The following is an 18,649-nucleotide window of genomic DNA, read 5'->3' on the forward strand; positions in this document are numbered from 1 at the left end:
ATGTCCAAGCCAATCCTTCATATGGCCGGGATCACTAAGGTGTTCAGCACCGAAGAAATGGAAACTCACGCTCTGCGGGGCGTTGACCTGAGTATTTACTCGGGGGAATTTGTTTCTATCTGCGGCCCCTCGGGTTGCGGTAAATCCACACTTCTCTCGATTCTCGGCCTGCTGGACCTCCCCACCAGCGGCAGCTATCAGATTGAAGGCACTGAAGTCGCTCAATTGACGCTAAGTGAGGCGGCGACAATTCGCAACGAGAAAGTAGGCTTTATCTTCCAGTCCTTTAACCTGATTGACGAACTCTCAGTCTACGACAATATCGCCCTGCCCCTGCGATACCGACGCAATCCAATTGCCAAGTCTGAAGCCGACAAAAAAGTAAAACATTGCCTGGAGAAGGTAGGGATGGGTCACAGGGCCTCTCACAAACCTAACCAGTTGTCCGGTGGCCAACAGCAGCGAATCGCCATAGCCCGGGCGCTAGTTGGCAATCCGTCCCTGCTGCTGGTAGACGAGCCCACCGGCAATTTGGATTCCCACAATGGCGATGCGGTAATGGAAATGCTGCGGCAGCTCAACAATGAAGGGACCACCCTGTGCATGGTGACCCATGACCCTCGTTATGCAGACATGGCCAGCCGCCAATTGCATCTGCTGGATGGAAAAATCTCAACGCCGCAGCCCATAAAAGAGCCTCACGAGATGGCCCTATGATCACCACAAAGGACCTGTCCATTGCCCTCCAGTCCCTCAATCGGGCACGGAGCTACGCCACCACTATTATTCTGACCCTGGGTATCACCCTCGGCGCCCTGGTAACGCTATTTAATCTCAACTACCAACTGCTAGCCGCGCCCCTACCCTACCCGGACGAAGATCGGCTGTATGTCGTGAATGGTAATCTCTACCAGAACAAGCAGCTGCGGCTGGAAAACAACAGCCAATACCCCGCCCTGGTTGAAATCTATAAGAACGACAGTTTCTTCGAATCCAGCGCCCTGGTGTACTTCTGGGAAGATGTGGTTCGCAACTTATCCGGATCACCACGGGTTAATGTTTCCTATGTCTCTCCGGAATATCTCCAGCTGGCTGGAGCACCCCTGGCCTTGGGCAGACAATTCAATACCGATGAAGGGCTCGACAGCCGGGTTCCCGTGGCGGTTATCAGCTATCAAACCTGGGAGCAGATGTTCCGGCGCAGCCCAAATGTCTTGGAGCAAAGCCTGCAATTTGGGGAGGTGGACTTTCGTATTGTCGGCGTCACCGCCAAAGACTTCATTGAACCCCAGATCTATAAGCAGGGCCGACAAACGGCGGTCTGGCTGCCCTGGGACTTTAACGATACACAAGTAGAGCGCAGAAATAATTGGAGAGGCTTCCTGCCTTTTCGCATGCTCACAGGAAAGCTGAAGCCGGGCATTGACCCCGCCAGTGCGGGGCATGAATTAAGCACATTAATGGATGCCCAGTATCAAGCGGCCCTAGCGGGAAGATCCTCTTCGGTAGAAAGGTCCGTTGAATACCGACTCACCCCCTTCGCCAATAAAATACTTGGCGACAGTGCCACGCGAACTCTAATGGTAATGGGCGGTACACTGGTGCTTCTGTTAATTGCCTGCGCCAATGTTACCAACCTGATTCTTTCTCGCGCAGCCAAACAACAACGCAATATGGCGATACAGGTCGCGTTGGGCGCACACAAAAAACATATCTTTTTGGCCCTGCTGTGTGAAATCGGCCTACTTATGTTAGGGGCTGCATTGCTTTCTCTACTTTTAGCCCTGGGGTCGACGGAAGTATTAAAGGTGATGGCTACGGAACAAATTCCTCGCATTCAAGAGCTCACCTTAAACTGGCAGACACTGGTTTTTGCACTGTTGTGTGCCTTACTTCTCGCCCTGTTCTTCTCAGCCATAGTCAGTCGCCAGGTTAATTACCGCGCACTGAATCAAATGCTGCAGAGCAGCGGCAAAGGTTCCGGCGTACAGATCTCGCCTCTAATCCGCAAGGTACTCATCAGTAGCCAAGTGGCAATGACCAGCTTACTCATAGTCGCCAGTTTACAGATATTCCTGCAAGCCAATCGCCTGATTAACCAACCATTTGGTTTCCCTTTGGACAACGTTCAGGTAATGACTCTGAATATCGGCAATCTTAGGAGCGCCCCCACTACCGAGCGAGAGAGTTATCTGAAGGCCATCAGGCAAAGATTGCTGGAGCACCCTAAAGTACAAAATGCCAGCCTGAGCTTAAACACTCCTATCTCTATCAGCCGGCCACTCTGGACCACATCCCTGAGTCAGGATGCCAGCCGACAAAACCCGGTGATGGCCAAGACCACAGTCGTCGACGAAAACTACCTTTCCATTTTGCGTATGCCACTGGTAGCTGGCCGCCATATCAGTGCGGCTGAGTTTTCCGATAACAATCGCATGATGCTCGTTAACGAAACCCTGGCCCAGCAGCTGGAACCGGATGGAGAAGTATTAGGTAAGCGCTACTACTGGCGAGGTGATTTGCCCTACCAAGTGGTCGGCATAGTGCGCAACGCAAGCCTGCCCGGCAAAAAGGAACCCGCCCGCTTATTTGTGCGCGGTATCAATGTGAGCTATCCCCTACTCGTACTCAGACATAAGCCTCACCAACCACTCAGCACCACAGAAATCAATCGGGAATTTGCCGGAGTAAACAGGCAGTACAAAGTTTCCGAGCTATTCTCCCTGGAGCAGGCGCGAGACCTACTCCTAAGCAATGACCGGGTCTCAATTTGGGTAACCACCGCCCTAACATTACTGGCACTCAGCCTCGCTGCCATCGGTATCTTTGGAGTGCTCAGTTACAGTGTACAACTGCGGCGCACTGAGCTTGGCGTGCGCATGGCAATCGGCGCCCGCCCAGCGACGATTTTCTATCACACGCTGATCGATAGCTTGACTCCCGTAATTATCGGTATCGCTGTAGCAACTTTGGTAGTGGTCCCACTAGCACTTTGGCTTGAGCAAAGCGAGTTCAGCATTGAAACCAGCCTCTGGGGCTGGCTGCTGCCACCACTGTTTATTATCGGCCTGACGGCCTCGGTTACCCTGCTTTCTGTATGGAAAATAATCAACAAGCCCGCGATTTACGCATTGCAAGGAACAAGATAAATACTTTCCATCTGATAGCCGCTGCTTGAGGTTGCGCGCTCATCGTGCAATCTTTACAGCAAGTACAACAATAAGAAATGGAGCAGCCAATGCAACCTCAGCAATGGTTATCAAATGGAAAGATATTTGATTATCAAAACCACCAACTCTTCTATGTCGATAGCAACCCAAGCTGTCGACATAAACCAGTACTGCTTTTGATTCACGGTTTTCCAACCAGTAGTTATGACTGGCAAAAGGTATGGACCCAACTGACAGAACACTATCGCTGTATTGCTATGGATATGCTGGGCTTTGGCTATTCAGACAAACCCAAACAGCATAACTACAGTATCCACCAGCAAGCTGATTTACATGAAGCTCTTCTACAATATTTAAACATCAATAAGGTCCACCTGTTGGCCCATGACTATGGGGATTCCGTAGCACAGGAGTTACTCGCCAGAGCCAACAACGGCGGCACTACAGGGTATATCTCGGTGTGCCTGCTGAATGGCGGTCTATTCCCAGAAACTCATCAAGCTCGCCTCGTGCAGAAACTCCTGCTTTCTCCTATTGGCTCTCTAATCAATAAACTCATGCGCTACCAGCAGTTTTGCCGCAGCTTCAGTGCCATTTTCGGACCAGAGACAAAACCCTCCGACAGAGAATTGCGAGACTTGTGGCAAATTCTCCAATATAAGAATGGCAACCGGCTCCTCTATAAACTGATCACCTACATGTACGACAGGCGCAAACATCGTCAGCGTTGGATCGACGCGCTAAACCAATACCCTGGCCCCCTACTGCTAATCAATGGCTCGTTGGACCCAGTTTCAGGGAAGCATATGGTGGATCGATTTCGTCAATTGATAGATCGGGCAGCAGACATTATTGAGCTGGGAAAGATTGGGCACTATCCGCATTGGGAGGCGCCTGATCATGTGGTAAGTGCGTACTTAAATTTCGTAGAGGCGGAGAAAAAAGAGCATTTAATGCTTTCTTGAATATCCTAGATAGTTCTCTATTGCGATCATGATGGCAAGAAGCTGGGTGTCAAAATCCCAGTCTAATTCCAAGCATCCCCAATAATAAGGCGTATTTTTAGTTTCATCAAAATGTAATACTTTCTTCTTTTCAAGGCATGTCCCATGCAATCATAGTAAGAACCATACCAAGCAACATTAAGAAATGTATCATGATCTACTCAACCACTGAAACCGTACCAGGATATGAAATCAAAGAGATACTCGGAGTGGTTACCGGTAACGTTGTTCAATCCAAGCATATTGGTCGTGATGTTATGGCGGGCTTAAAGAGTATCGTTGGCGGTGAGATAAGAGGCTATACAGAAATGCTATCCGAAGCCAGAAATAAGGCCCTTCAACGGTTGATTGATAGTGCCCAGCAGAAAGGAGCCGATGCCGTAGTAGGTATCCGATTTTCAACAAGTGCCATTATGGAAGGGTCTTGTGAAATGATGGTCTTTGGGACTGCCGTCAAACTAAGGAAGTGATATCCCCTAACCTACAATTAGTGCCTATTTTGAAAGATTCCGTAAAATATAGCTTTTACTGCTAGTTAGCTTCAATTCAGGGATACGAGGTTCCGAAATTAAATTCAATGGAGCCTCTAATTTACAGCCCAATATCTGGCGATAGGATTCACTGGTGGCAACTAGGCCAAGGCCTCTACGTCAGATCTATTTTTTTCAGACATCAATGATCTATATAACCAATAACTTACAGAAAGATCGCTCATGATACGCACAATTAAATATCTTTTTCTTTCCTTCCAATTAGTATTAACACCTGTGGTAATAGCAATAACCATTCGCGATGATGTGAGTGACTCAAGATACCGTATCGATGCCTCTGAACTCCCCGCACTTGTAGATTTACCGGGAGAAGGACACGGTGTACTTATCTCCCCAGAGTGGATTGCGACAGCTGCGCATGCCGTTACTTGGCAACACTGTATTGAAGAGGTCACCATTAAAGGCACTTCCAGAAGGATCGATAAGCTGGTGATACACCCCGGCTACAAGAAGATACCTCAAAGGATGATTGATGAGGCACTAGAAACGGGAGATGCCAGTGAAATTGAAGCATTATTGGCCACATCCGATGATATTGCCTTAATTAAACTCTCTCAGCCTATGATTGGTGTTAATCCGGTAGGAATTTACCGTGAAAGTGATGAGCAAGGAAAAATAGTAAAACTGATCGGAAAAGGAGCAACGGGTACAGCTGACCTCGGCCATGACCCCAAAGGCCCCAATCGAACAGAACTCCGCAGAGCATTTAACATAATCTCATCAACTCAAAATCGTTGGCTTGGCTATGACTTTGATCAAGCCCCGAATGCGTTGCCACTTGAAGGCATGTCTACGAATGGCGACAGTGGCGGCCCGGTACTAATTGAAATTGATGGCCAGTGGTTACTCGCAGGTCTCACATCCTGGAAGCACGCGGAAAATGTTGATATACGAACCTTCCGCCCTGGCACCTATGGCCAGACTTCCTATTCCATTCGCTTAAGTCATTATGCAAGCTGGATTGACTCAATGATTTCTAATCACTCATCTATTCAGCAATCTGTCAAAGCAGAATCTGATAGCTCATTAACTAACCAATAAACCGTTATTCTACAAACCCCACAACAAGAGTTATCCAAGGAAATATGATGTACAAATTAATACCTTTAATCCTGTTAACTTTTTTAAATTCATATGTATATGCCAATTCCGCTGAGGACAACACCAAAATACGCAGAGCCGTACTCGATTACATTGAGTCACAACAAAAAGTTGAACCAAGCCTAATGGAAAGAGGTTTAGATACGAAACTAGCCAAGCGAACCTACTGGAAATCCAAAGACGGCTCAGAATTCATCATGGATGACAGACTATGAAACCATGGTTTGGTTGGCCGAAAACTACAATAAGGAAGGCGATAAATTTACAGAGTCCCCCAGGGTTGATATCAACATACTTGATATTGATAACCGGGTAGCCTCGGTAAAGCTTACAGTCGATGATTGGATTGATTATATGCACTTATATAAGAATTATAAAAATAACTGGAAAATCATTAACGTTCTCTGGCAGTACCATGATACGAAAAGACATATTAACAAGAAATGAACTAGATATTAAAAATACCTTGTGGGCTTCCCACACAAATAGATACTATTTCTTAAGAAGTTCTTATTTATAAAAAAATATCCCCATAAGTTTAACAGGCTAAGTGCTAGAAAAAGTAGCAGCGAATACCATAAAAAATGATGACTGTTTCAAAAATCTGTCTTTGCCTTATAGCAAGCTCAATATCAATTCTTATTGCCACTATGGAATACTGGCTAGGCCTAGATGGTAACGAGTTGTTTCTAGCCAGAAGTGTTTCAGCTATGGTATCTGTCGGGCAGAGTAACCTAATTTATCCAGAACCGACTTTAGTTGCTGGCAATGGCAGTATTACAGAAGTTCGAGTCATCTTCATGGCGCTGTGTCTATCGACTCTCCTGGCCTTAGGCTCATTCTTATTGGCCACGGTTAATAGAATCAAACATGGTTCCTACAAACTCTATCTACCTTTAGCATTCTGCTCTGTAGTTCTATGCTTAAGCATTATTTATGTTGGGTTTCGGTCTGGCATTCAGTATAGTCTTTGAAGTGTGCCAAGCTTGAGCCTGTGCCCACACACAAAACAAAAAGGAGCACCAAATTGAAGAGGATCACCGTCGCCCTACTATTCTTACTAGCAGCCATTGCCTGCTATGTATTTGGTGTGCCTGTTGGCGGGGCCTTTTTTCTCGCTTTGGGTGTTGTTTTTGAGGGGATCTTTTGGGTAAAACTGTTCAAACGCAAGAGAAAGTCAGCCTAATAATTAGTATCTTGTTATTTCTACCTAGGCAAAGACGTGTTGGCAGTTTAGTCGAGCCTAAGCGACCCTACTTGCGCGCCTTCTTTTAGCAATAACGAACCATATTCTCCTATTGCCGATATCTCCTTGGCTCCTTACCCAACCTTCGCTAATACTCATTACCAAGCTCAATACCCTTACTAACTCACATTGAGCAATACGAAAGCTTGAGACAACGTTCAAGACCAACTAAATTGTCCGCCACTTTCTTCACCAACTAGGAAATATCCATGTTCCCTCACCGCTTACCGTGTTGGATTGCGGTCATTCTTCTCTGTCTTGTTGCTATAGCCTGCACGCCTGAGAGGCCAGAAAAGCTGAGCGAGCCCTCTACTGAAAAGGCATCTACCCATGGGGCACTCAAAAGCGGTGATGAAAATTCAAAGGAAGAAACACCCCCATTAGTCTCTGCCCCAAGGGCTAGTGTTAAAGAGGCTAGTAGTGAGACTGGATCAACAACTTCCGATACCAAACCCCTAAGGAAGTCCAGTGAAGAAGCTCCTTCGCAGGCTGCTACTTCCAACAACGACACGATGCCGCTGGTTGCGGATTCAACGGAAAGTGCTCTTACGGTGCTCCATATAGGTGAGCGGGTCTACAAAGATGCGCGAGCTATTGCGGTGATCTTTTCTGAGCCACTGCTGGGGAATGCCCATTTTGGTTCCTACCTAACCCTCACCCAGGAAAATGGTGAAGATGTCGATGGGGGCTGGGTTTTATCTGACAACCAGAAGATCCTTTACTTCACCAACATCAAGCCGAATACACGCTACAGTGTAGCGATATACCCCGGCCTGCCCAGTAAGGATGGATTCGAGTTACGAAAGTTAAAGAAGGACACAGTTCACACTCGGCGTATCGAACCCAGTATCAGTTTCTCCAGTAATGGCAGTATATTTCCAGTTACGGTAACACCTGGCTTACCAGTGACTGCCGTCAGCATTGAAGCGGTGCAAATCCATTTTCACAGAGTGAAGCCTGAACACTATTCCGCCTTCCTTAGTCTGGTCAACAATCAGTCCCTGAGGTACTACTACCAGCTAAGAGCACTGAACAATGTTGCTGAGTTAGTCTACAGTGCACATTTTGATCTAACCCAAGAAAAATATGTTCAGCGAGACTTCGATCTCTCCATAGGCCATATTGAACCATTAAAGCAGCCAGGCATTTATGTTGCTGTCATGCAGCCGGCCGGTGTATACAACACCAATCTTTTCGATGTCACCCACTTTTCTATTTCCAACTTGGGCTTACATGCCCGTTACTACCCGGAAAGCATTGACCTCTATGTTTCCTCTCTGGATGAGGGTCAAGCATTGAAAGGCATCCAGGTGGAGCTACTGGATAGCAAAGGAGGACTGATCAAGCAGCAGACGACCTCCAAAGAAGGGCATGTTCGTTTTCTGCTCAGCCAGGAGCAGGAGGACTCCCAGCGCTTCTTTGTTGCGCGAGACCCAGATACAGGCCATTTCTCTCTGTTAGATTTGCGCGAACCGGCGCTGGACCTATCGGACTTCAAGCTGGGCCAACGCCCTTCCAGGCCGATGGAGTTCTTTATGTACGGTCCCCGGGATTTGTACCGTCCCACAGAATCCATACAAGTTAGCGGCCTGCTACGCAATTACGACGGGCGCTATTTAAAAGACTTACCGATCAAGGCGGACTTGATTAAACCCGATAACACCAGTGCCCGTACTTTCACTTGGCACGCCAGCGCGCCGGGATACTACGAGAAGCTGCTTCCCCTACCTCAAAATGCTCCGACGGGTGACTGGCGCCTGGAAGTCGAATTGGCCGATGGACGCAAAGTGCGCTACCCATTCAAGGTGGAGGAGTTTCTACCGGAACGTATGAAGCTGGTATTACAGGATGGTGAAGAGCGCAGCCTGGTTCAGGGGCACGATAAAGCCTTGGAACTGGAAGTTGAAGGTAGCTATCTGTACGGTGCTCCGGCCGCCAACAACCGCTTGGAAACTCTGGTACAAGTCAGCCACTACCGGGAACCCTTCCCTCAATGGGAAGGGTTTTTGTTTGGGGACGCCACTGAGCGATTGCCCGCGCGCCAGTTTAATGCGTCCACCATTGAGCTGGATGCTGAAGGGCTTGGCAAATTACCGCTGCGATCCCGTTGGAATCACGCGAAGAGCCCGCTGAAAATTAATCTGGTTTCGAGCCTGTTCGAGTCCGGCGGCCGCCCCGTAACCCGGCAACACCCCGTTCTGGTTTGGCCCGAGCATCCAGTAGTCGGCATTCGCCCTAACTTTGGCAAGGAGAATCCCTCGGCCAATAGCCGACCGGAATTCGAAATTGTTGTAGCCGATGCACTAGGTGAACCGGTCACAGGCCGCAATCTCAGTGCGGTATTAATCTCAGAGGATCGCCAATATTTTTGGGAGTACTCCGCTAGCCAGGGTTGGCACTATGAATACTCCACTGCCGAGTTCGAATCTTTCAGCCGCCAACTGCAATTTAATGAAGAGACTCCCCTGAAACTCACGGTGCCTGTGGAATATGGCCACTACCGTTTGGAAATTACCGATACTAATAGCGGAGCCACCAGCAGCCTGCGCTTCCATGCTGGGCGCGACTGGTATTACTGGTGGCGTAAGGACCAAGTAGCGAAAGGCCAGGCGGCCCGCCCGGATACCGTGGCTTTATCTTTAGATAAACCCAAATACTCACCTGGAGATTTAGCACAACTCACTATAGTGCCGCCGGCAGACGGTGAAGCGCTGGTGTTGGTAGAGAGCGATCGATTGCTGTGGTCCGAGCGTGTATCGGTAGAGAAATCGGGCACCAAAGTTGAAATTCCCATTTCAGCAGACTGGGACAGTCACGATACTTATATTTCCGTAACCGCACTGCGCCCGGCCGATAAGAATGAGCGTATCGCCCCTAATCGCGCTTTCGGACTGGCTCATTTGCCACTGGACCGGGAAGCCCGACGCTTGCCTGTGCGCCTGGAAGCCCCGGCACGCGCCCTGCCCGGCTCAGAGATAGAAGCCACCGTAATCACGGACCTGGACTCCATCGGTAAAAATGGCGGCGCAGCCTGGACCACCTTGGCAGCGGTAGATGTGGGCGTGCTCAATATCACCCGCTTTGAAACACCAGATCCCTTTGAAGCCTTTTTCGGCCAGCGCCGCTACAGTGTTGATGTCCGCGATATCTATCACCGAATTATTGAGTCTGGTAATGGCAAGCTGTTGGAGCAACGTTTCGGTGGAGATGCTGAACTGGCGCGTGGTGGAGAAGAACCCAATTCCGATGTGCAGATCGTTTCGCTATTTTCCGGGCCAGTGGAATTCGATCAGCAAGGCAAAGCCAAAATTTCCCTTCAGCTGCCGGAATTCAATGGCAGCCTGCGCCTAATGGCGGTGTCATTCAGTAAAGAGGGGTTTGGCAGTACTGAAGGAGAACTGATAGTAGCCTCCCCATTAGTCACCCAAGCTGCCCTACCCCGTTTTATGTCTCCCGGAGATCGCAGCACACTGGCGCTTGACCTGAATAACCTGAGCGGCCGCACGCAGAAACTGACTGTGGAAATGCGGTCTGTGGGCGCTGTGGATATGGAAATGGGAGAGCGTCTGTTAGAGCTGGCCGATGGCGAGCGCAAGACTTTGCGCTTCCCCATTACCGCAAAAGAGGCCACTGGTGAAGCCGAATTCCAACTGAGAGTAAATGGTGCGTTAGATGAAGATAGCCAGGATATCACCATCGAACGCCAGTGGCGCCTGGGTGTTCGCCCAGCCTGGCCCGCCACCACGCATACCCAGCGCCGTCTTCTAGAGCAGGATGAGAGTTTCAGCCCGGATAAGGCTTTTCTGGATTCCCTGATGCCGGACACGGTACAAACATTAGTATCCCTGGATAGCCGCCCGCAATTGCAACTTCAGGACCACCTAGCAAATTTGCTTCGCTATCCCTATGGCTGCCTGGAGCAAACTTCCAGCCGTGTTTATCCACTGGTGATGGCAACGCCACTACAGCAACAAAAATTGGGCATCGAACCCCTGGACGAAATCGAGCGTGCGAGACGTATCGATGCAGGTATCGAACGTATCTTCAGCATGCAAAAAAGCAACGGCGGTTTTGGCCTGTGGAGTGCGGAATCAGCAGAGAACCAATGGCTCACCGCTTATGTGGCCGACTTACTTCTGCGCGCTCGTGATCAAGGTATTGTGTTCGATAACACACGCCTGGAGTCCACCCTCAAGCGTCTGCAGGAATATGCCCGCGAGCGTGGTAGCTTTTATCAACAGCGCTACAGTAGTGACCCTGACTTTTACGCTTATGCTGCCCGCTCCTATGCCGCCTATGTGCTATCCCGTGTGCAAAAAATCTCGCTCGGCCAATTACGCAGCCTTTACGAAAGCGGTGCTGACTTAACCCGATCCCCTCTACCACAGTTACATATGGCAATTGCTCTCCAGGCCATGGGCGATAACACCCTGTCTCAAGAGGCCTTACAAAAAGCCCTTTCCACTGAGCGCAAGCGCCTTAGTTACTACGGCGATTATGGCTCTAACCTGCGCGATACTGCACAGATGATCTCCCTATTGCTGGAGCATAATTTGGCTACCGACAAAGCCGAAGAGATGCTGTTTGAAATGGTGAATCTGCTCCGTGAACGGGAGTACCTAAGCACGCAGGAACGAGGCAGTATATTTATGGCCGGCGTTCAGTTACAGCTTAATGGCGGTGAAAATTGGTCTGCTTTACTAAAAACCATTGATGGTTTACGGGAAGTGAATGATGATAATCCGCACAATACTCTCTTCCGTGGTCGTGAAGCTGCAGAGGTATTTGAGGTAACCAGTCAAATAGAAAAACTCTTCGCTGCTATTACCATTAATGGCTACAGCAAACAGGCACCTACAGCGGTGATGGATAAAGGCGTTAAAATCACGCGCAGCTACCATAATCTGGATGGTTCAAGTGTAGTACCAACTCAGGTGCGGGAAGGTGAACTCTATCTGGTGCGCCTGCAAATCGACTCGGACCGACGCCTGCCCGATCTTCTCGCAGTAGACCTGCTACCCGCAGGGTTTGAGCTGGAAAACCAGAACCTCGCCGATAGTGTCAAAGTGGATGAGCTTGAATTCGACGGTAAGAGTATCGCCCAATGGCAGGACGACCAGGACAATATACAACACATGGAATTCCGCGATGATCGATTTGTGGCAGCCTTGGATCAATCTGAGTGGAAACCCACCAACCTCTTTTATATCGCCCGAGCAGTAACTCCCGGTCACTACCAGGTACCACCTCCCTTTGTGGAGGATATGTATAACCCTGAACGCTTTTCCATTGGCAAGAACCCAATGGCGCAAGTACGGGTAATCGGCAAGCATTGAAACTGTTAGCCACACTGATAGCTCGATGGAAAAACAGCAGCCGTATGTTTCGCGTGCTGCTGATCTCACCTTTCTTTCTTTTAGTCACATTGTTGGCCCTGGATACTATTTTCCCCCCACCTTTGCCTGAAACACATGGTTTTGCGCGGGTAGTGGCTGATCGCCATGGTAAGCCACTGCGTTTCTTCGCTGATAATCGCGGCGTGTGGCGTTACCCCATCACGCAAGATGAAGTAGCGCCACGATTTATCGAGGCACTACTCACCTATGAGGATCGCCATTTTTATCAGCACCCAGGTATCAATCCCTTTGCGCTCGTTCGGGCGGCCAGCCAATACCTTCGCAATGGACATGTGGTCTCCGGTGGCTCCACCCTGACCATGCAGGTAGCGCGCCTGCTAGATCCACATCACAGGACTTTAATCGGTAAGGCCAAACAAATGTTGCGCGCCCTGCAATTGGAAAGGCATTTCAGCAAGCAGGAAATTCTCGATCTCTACCTCAATCTGGCACCTTACGGCGGCAATATTGAAGGCGTGGAAGCCGCCAGCCGTTTATACCTGCGTAAATCCTCCGCCGATCTCACCCACGCCGAAGCGGCACTCCTGGCAGTATTACCCCAAGCGCCCAGTCGCTTGCGACCGGACAGGTACCCAAATCGAGCACAAAAAGCTCGGGACAAAGTTCTGACCCGGTTACAGGCCTACGGCGTTTGGAGCAAAGACGAAGTCGAGCGCGCGCGGCTAGAAAACGTCTATGCGGAGCGTCTGGAATTTCCACAGAATGCCCCTCATTTATCCCGCTGGCTGGTAGAAAGCATCGGTGATCAAGAGGTGATTATCACCACCATTGACGGCAATATTCAGCGTGGACTGGAGGACTATCTGCGCGATTATATGGAGAGCTATCCGCAGAAAACTTCTGCCGCCGTTATAGTACTGGAGAATTCCGACTTATCTGTACGCGCCTATGTGGGAGCCTCCCATTTCGGTGACAAACGTCGATATGGCTATGTAGATATGGCGAGAGCCACGCGCTCGCCCGGTTCCACTCTCAAACCATTTCTGTATGGGCTGGCAATCGATGGAGACCTGATCCACAGCGCTTCCTTACTCAGTGATGCACCGCGCATTTATGGAGATTACCGCCCAGAGAATTTCCACCGTGGTTTTTCCGGCCCGGTCAGTGCTACCGCCGCTTTGCAGCGCTCTCTCAATGTCCCAGCCGTACAATTGCTGGAGCACTACGGCCCCGGCCGATTCGCAGCAACACTGGAAAATGCCGGCCTCTCACTGCAATTCCCCAGCGGCGGCAAACCTAATCTAGCCATGATTTTAGGTGGCGTAGGCACCCGCCTGGACCAACTCACCGGACTTTATGCAGCCCTAGCGCGCGGTGGGCTATCCGCAGCACCCCGCTATTTACCCGAAACTCCACTGCGAGAGCGGTACCTGATGTCTGCAGAGGCCGCCTGGATCACATTCGAAATGCTGGCTTCCAACAGTGGTGGCTCACGACGCTGGCGCAATCTGGTAAGGCAAAGCAAAGCAGATATTGCCTGGAAAACAGGCACTAGTTACGGCTACCGCGATGCTTGGGCGATCGGTGTAACCCCCAGCTATACCGTAGGAATTTGGGTAGGTCGCCCAGACGGCACCCCCCTCCCCGGCTACTATGGCTCCATCAGTGCAACGCCATTGTTAAATGCAGTGATTTCATCTCTACCAGGTAACAAGCAGCAACACCTGGCAAGACCCGAATCAATAATCCAAACAGAAATCTGCTGGCCGTTAGGAGGCCAGAAGTCGTTAACCGAAGATGAACTCTGCCACCAACAGCGCAATGCCTGGCTTATCCAGGGCCGGGCGCCCCGAACCCTCCCCCCAAAAGGAGAACCTTTACGTGCTGCACAAACTTATCACTTCTTTGCCAACCAACAGGGCTTGCGGGTAAAACCCAGTTGTATGGACTCCTCTGCTACAAAGAGAAGCCTTGCCCTGTGGCCAAAGGAGCTGGAGTCCTGGTTGCCCACCAACCAAACTCGGAACCAACAAATCCCACCGACAGCGCCCGAATGTAACGCCCCAACCGCAACTACGGGTACCCCACTGAAAATTGTCGGTGCCAGCAATGGTAACCAATACCTTCCTACCGGTAACAGCGCTCCTTTACCACGTATAAATCTCAGCGCGATAGGAGGACAAGGGAAACGCTACTGGTTTATCAACGGCGAACCCAAGGATGAAACATTGGGCACTCAAAATTTTGCACTCTCACCACAGAGTGGGCAGCATCAAATTGCAGTGTTGGATGAGAGCGGGAATGTGGATCGGATTGAAATATATGTAGGAGCAAATGATTGAAGAGAGAACTTTTTCTAATAGTGAATCAGATACCCTTAAACTGGGAGCTATATTTTAGAGACCAAGGCAAGTTCTAAGGGAATAGTGATAAAAGACATGTCTTTTTAACACATCAACATGTACAAGCCTGAACGAAGTAGAAATAATATATAAAGTTTAACAGAAAACTATAAAGCTTCCCCCCAACTTAAAAGCGTCCCCGGTCTCAGTCCAAACAGGCAGGCTCTGCTGTAACGTGTGTATTACCAATCCAAATATTACTTCCACTACAAGTTGGATCGGTAGGATCGCGTAAATCGAATGCAGAATTATTAAGGGAAGTATTCCCTACGACCACATTATTCTCATTATTGAATCCAGCGATATTGATACCGGCTACATCCGGCGCGCCATTTGTCCCATTCCCCATTACTAAATTTTGCATTACAGAAGTACTCGATACACCCACACTGAGCTCAATCCCATTAGCAGCGTTACCAGTGACAAAGTTCGCAATAACTGTTGTATTGCTTTCATTAACATCAATGCCATTATCTCCATCACTACTACCGACAACTGTATTCAGATGAACAAATGTAAACATGCCATTTACTGTAATCCCTTGATCACCAGCTGATTCAATATAGTTGTTTACAATTTGATTTCGATCTCCTCTAACATCTATACCATCATCATTTCCAGTATCTATGATTTTATTTCCAATAATATTATTGGAGTCACTGTCAATAACAATTCCCTCTCGTGGGGAGTCTAAAATCATAATTCCAACAATAGTATGAAATCCATCTCCCTCAAGATTTAAACCATCTGGGCAGTCAGTTATCACCCCATCGTAGACGGCACCGGAAAACCCATTAACCAAAATCCCAGCTATACCCTCTTGGTTCGGGTTATCACAAACAATTTCCCCGCCCTCTACCATCGTAAGGCTCCCATTGGGGCCTGTAACCTTCACCGCATAGGGATTCGCCTGGCTCAGTTCACAGTTCAGTGTCTCAGATAAAGTTTCAGGTGATGTAATAACATCACCACAATCAACAGCCACAGCTAATGGTGATGAGACTAAAGTAGCAGCTGTGATGAAGGGTATAATTAACTTGTAGTAATAAACGCTCACATCAAATTCCTCTCATTGATACAGGCAAATTGTAGGCATGATCCGTCCTTTATGTATCCAATATTAATGGAAAACTGACTCTTAAATTTGGGGACTTTCAATAAGTGGCGTAATATTGCTATATCTCGCATCTATTATTTCGGGCAGACGTGAAAAATGAAATTTCTAAAGCGCCAGTAAATAGCGCTGTAATTGCCATTACGCTTCATCCGATTAATCCTTAAAATTTTTAAGGATCTCGCTATCCCAATCCAACCCCATTTAATACTTCCTTAAGAGCTATTCTCAAAGAAGATCTCATCTATCGGCAGCTGTCGACCACGCTCATTCGCAACCTTCATCGTTTTTCCAATCACTATCATCATCCCGATTAAGTAACCATCGGGTAAATTGATTAACTCAGTGACGCTCTCTGAATCAAATCCAACCATTGCACCAGTGCCATACCCTGAGATTTTGCAGCTAAATCATAGTTTGGCCGCCAAAATGGCCACATCCCACTTTAGATGGTGTTTACCCTTGTAAAACTCAGCCAGCATTGGCATGAGTAAACCCCAACCCTCTTTCAGCGCATCAGCCCAGTCCCGCTCCGGCCGGTCACACCAAGCATTAACGTCTGCACAAAGTATGATCAACTTAGAGGTGTGCTCTCTTTCTTATGCCTCCAAGCTGCTTCTTTAAGCTGACCGCGAAGGGCCATATCAATACTGAATTCAGCGTAACGCTTCAGGAGTACAGGGATTATAAAGCCCAAAGCTTTCAGCCCAAAAACATAGGAGCGTTTATCTATAATCGTTCGATTGCCACCGCCCAGTAACACCATAACTGCGCCTTAAACATCTTTGTCCGTTTTATGGGCAATACCAGCGTGGTAATAAAGATGCTTCCCAGTCTTGATCAGACTCAACTTGTGGGTGGTTTGATACAATAGTTTTACCCCAAACTGCTCCTCTAGCTGGCTGACCTTCTGAGTTGGCGATTGAGTTGCTTATGTACAAGGCTAAATTGCTAATATAAATGATATGCAGCCTATTCTCCCTACTCCCTGACAATCAATAAGGGCTTTAACCATAAGAGAATATTCTTATAACTAACAAAATATAAATAGTTATTTTTGTAATCGGGTTTGGATTTTATGACACAGTGCGGTCAAGTCCTGTTGCTCTTCAGCCGTTAATCTGACCTTGCAGGCCATATCTTCAAGTATATGAGAGGTTTTCTGCTTTAGATCGCGCCCTTTTCGGGTGAGGACAATCACTTTTGCCCGCTCGTCCATGCTGGACTTTTGCCTCTCGATAAACCCTTTAGCCTCTAGGCGTTTCAGAACTTGAGTCAAGGTGCCTGCATCCAGGTAAGTCTGATGGCTTAGCTCTTTGATAAAAACAGAGTCTTCATTCCAAAGGCTCATCATCACCAGAAACTGCGGGTAGGTAAGATCAAACTGATCAAGCTCCGGCCTGTATTCACGCACCATAGAGTTCGCTGTCGAATATAAGGCAAAACACACCAACTCTTGGAGATTGAACTCTTTTGGAGTCATCTTGATTACTCACTGAACAGATCTATATATTATGCGCGCAAAGTACTTGACGGTAAACCCGAACTTAAACAACAATACTTTGCGCGCAAAATATTGTTGTTTAAGATGGAAGAGTACTGCTATGAATCAAGTGAATTTTTCTGGCATCACGTCTAGTCACTGGAAGAAGATTGAAGCCAGGGAGGTTGCTCCCGGCATATTCGAGAGAAGTCTTTGGAGAGAGGAAGCAGGAAGCTGGGTGTCTGTCTTCGAGTTTCTACCTGGAGCCAGATACCCAGGTGTGGAAACACATATTGACGGTGCAGAACAAATTTTTGTGATTTCAGGGATCTTTAATGATGGCAGAGACGATCATCCCGAGGGATCATTTATTCACAACCCCATTGGCTCAGCACATATTCCCCAGTCAGAAACAGGATGTACTGTCTTGTTGAAATTTCAGGCAGCTTAATATTTTCCTACCGTCTTGGGGTCCTATTCCTGGCATAGGGCGCCCAAGATGCAGTCATTTACAGCCGTCCCTTTATCTCCTTCTGCCAACTCAAATGTTTTAACAATTCTTTAGAGATTACACAGCTAATTTTTATAGGCTAAATTTTGCTTTCACCCTATTCATTACTCGAATTCCCAGGCATTGCTTTGAAATTAGTACCTCCTTCAGCAATCTATGAGGGTAGTTATCAGCAATATATAGAAGAGCTGGGTGATGAAGAGCGCTATCCCTTTCCTATGGATTTTGATCATGCGGACTTCGAAGCTCTCATCCAAAAGCTCATTAACTTTGCACAGGGTAAAAACCTACCGGAAGGCTTTGTCCCAAGTTCTACACTATGGCTTATTGATGAAACTGAAATCGTAGGTGTCACCAATATTCGCCACTACCTGAACGATAGAATTACCCACTGCGGTGGGCACATTGGTTTGGGGATCAGACCCAAGTATAGAGGTAAAGGGTACGGTAAACGCCTGATGGATCTCTCGATCCAGTGGCTTCAGGAAATGAAAGCCGGGACAATTCACATTCACTGTCACAAAGACAACCCCGCCTCTGCCAATACAATTAAGGCATGTGGTGGATTATTGGATTCTGAGATCGAAGCAGATGAGAAAATTGTACAAAGATACCTTGTAAAGCCTGGCGATTAATTGTTACAGAAAATTCACGAACCTTAGGTTTAACCAATCAATACGCTAATCTCCCCCTAGAGGTAGCACTTAAAG

At 48.2% G+C, this 18,649-nt stretch carries 12 protein-coding genes; 10 read left to right on the top strand and 2 right to left on the bottom strand.

The window, feature by feature from the left end; genetic code table 11:
• The 8 genes from ACJJI0_RS05685 (at position 1) to pbpC (ending at position 14,771) form a co-directional block, all read left to right on the top strand.
• A complete protein-coding gene (locus ACJJI0_RS05685) occupies positions 1 to 717 on the top strand; it encodes an ABC transporter ATP-binding protein (RefSeq protein WP_353376269.1) in 717 nt (238 codons plus the stop codon).
• Positions 714 to 3,149, top strand: a complete 2,436-nt coding sequence (locus ACJJI0_RS05690) for an ABC transporter permease (protein ID WP_444885059.1) — start codon at positions 714 to 716, stop codon at positions 3,147 to 3,149. Before ACJJI0_RS05685 ends, ACJJI0_RS05690 begins: the two co-directional genes overlap by 4 nt.
• Before the next feature lie 89 nt (positions 3,150 to 3,238).
• Positions 3,239 to 4,135 (top strand): alpha/beta fold hydrolase, encoded by an 897-nt coding sequence (locus tag ACJJI0_RS05695; RefSeq protein ID WP_444885060.1) that lies wholly within the window; start codon positions 3,239 to 3,241, stop codon positions 4,133 to 4,135.
• 191 nt (positions 4,136 to 4,326) lie between these two features.
• On the top strand, positions 4,327 to 4,644 hold the full coding sequence (locus ACJJI0_RS05700) for a heavy metal-binding domain-containing protein (RefSeq protein WP_252085798.1): 318 nt from the start codon (positions 4,327 to 4,329) through the stop codon (positions 4,642 to 4,644).
• A 243-nt stretch (positions 4,645 to 4,887) separates the two neighbouring features.
• Positions 4,888 to 5,766 (top strand): S1 family peptidase, encoded by an 879-nt coding sequence (locus ACJJI0_RS05705; RefSeq protein WP_444885061.1) that lies wholly within the window; start codon positions 4,888 to 4,890, stop codon positions 5,764 to 5,766.
• A 1,087-nt stretch (positions 5,767 to 6,853) separates the two neighbouring features.
• The gene (locus ACJJI0_RS05710; RefSeq protein ID WP_444885062.1) at positions 6,854 to 7,012 is read left to right on the top strand and encodes a hypothetical protein; all 159 of its coding nucleotides are present in this window, start codon (positions 6,854 to 6,856) and stop codon (positions 7,010 to 7,012) included.
• Between the two features lie 269 nt (positions 7,013 to 7,281).
• Positions 7,282 to 12,408, top strand: a complete 5,127-nt coding sequence (locus ACJJI0_RS05715) for an alpha-2-macroglobulin family protein (RefSeq protein WP_444885063.1) — start codon at positions 7,282 to 7,284, stop codon at positions 12,406 to 12,408.
• Positions 12,405 to 14,771 carry a penicillin-binding protein 1C gene (gene pbpC / locus ACJJI0_RS05720; RefSeq protein ID WP_444885064.1) on the top strand — a complete coding sequence of 789 codons (2,367 nt, stop codon included), beginning with the start codon at positions 12,405 to 12,407 and terminating at the stop codon, positions 14,769 to 14,771. Before ACJJI0_RS05715 ends, pbpC begins: the two co-directional genes overlap by 4 nt.
• Before the next feature lie 205 nt (positions 14,772 to 14,976).
• Here the strand turns inward: pbpC and ACJJI0_RS05725 are convergent, their stop codons facing one another.
• Together ACJJI0_RS05725 and ACJJI0_RS05730 are read right to left on the bottom strand one after the other, a co-directional pair.
• Complete coding sequence (locus tag ACJJI0_RS05725; RefSeq protein ID WP_444885065.1) at positions 14,977 to 15,888, bottom strand: right-handed parallel beta-helix repeat-containing protein; 912 nt, start codon at positions 15,886 to 15,888, stop codon at positions 14,977 to 14,979.
• 1,108 nt (positions 15,889 to 16,996) lie between these two features.
• Entirely contained in the window at positions 16,997 to 17,428 is a 432-nt protein-coding gene (locus ACJJI0_RS05730) for a MarR family winged helix-turn-helix transcriptional regulator (protein WP_444885066.1), read from the bottom strand.
• A 121-nt stretch (positions 17,429 to 17,549) separates the two neighbouring features.
• Between ACJJI0_RS05730 and ACJJI0_RS05735 the strand changes: the two genes are divergently transcribed.
• Both ACJJI0_RS05735 and ACJJI0_RS05740 read left to right on the top strand, forming a co-directional pair.
• A complete protein-coding gene (locus tag ACJJI0_RS05735; RefSeq protein ID WP_444885067.1) occupies positions 17,550 to 17,879 on the top strand; it encodes a cupin domain-containing protein in 330 nt (109 codons plus the stop codon).
• 188 nt (positions 17,880 to 18,067) lie between these two features.
• On the top strand, positions 18,068 to 18,574 hold the full coding sequence (locus ACJJI0_RS05740; RefSeq protein ID WP_444885068.1) for a GNAT family N-acetyltransferase: 507 nt from the start codon (positions 18,068 to 18,070) through the stop codon (positions 18,572 to 18,574).
• Positions 18,575 to 18,649: the final 75 nt, after the last annotated feature.

This window comes from Microbulbifer mixtoriginis (SeqCode) (assembly GCF_052466695.1).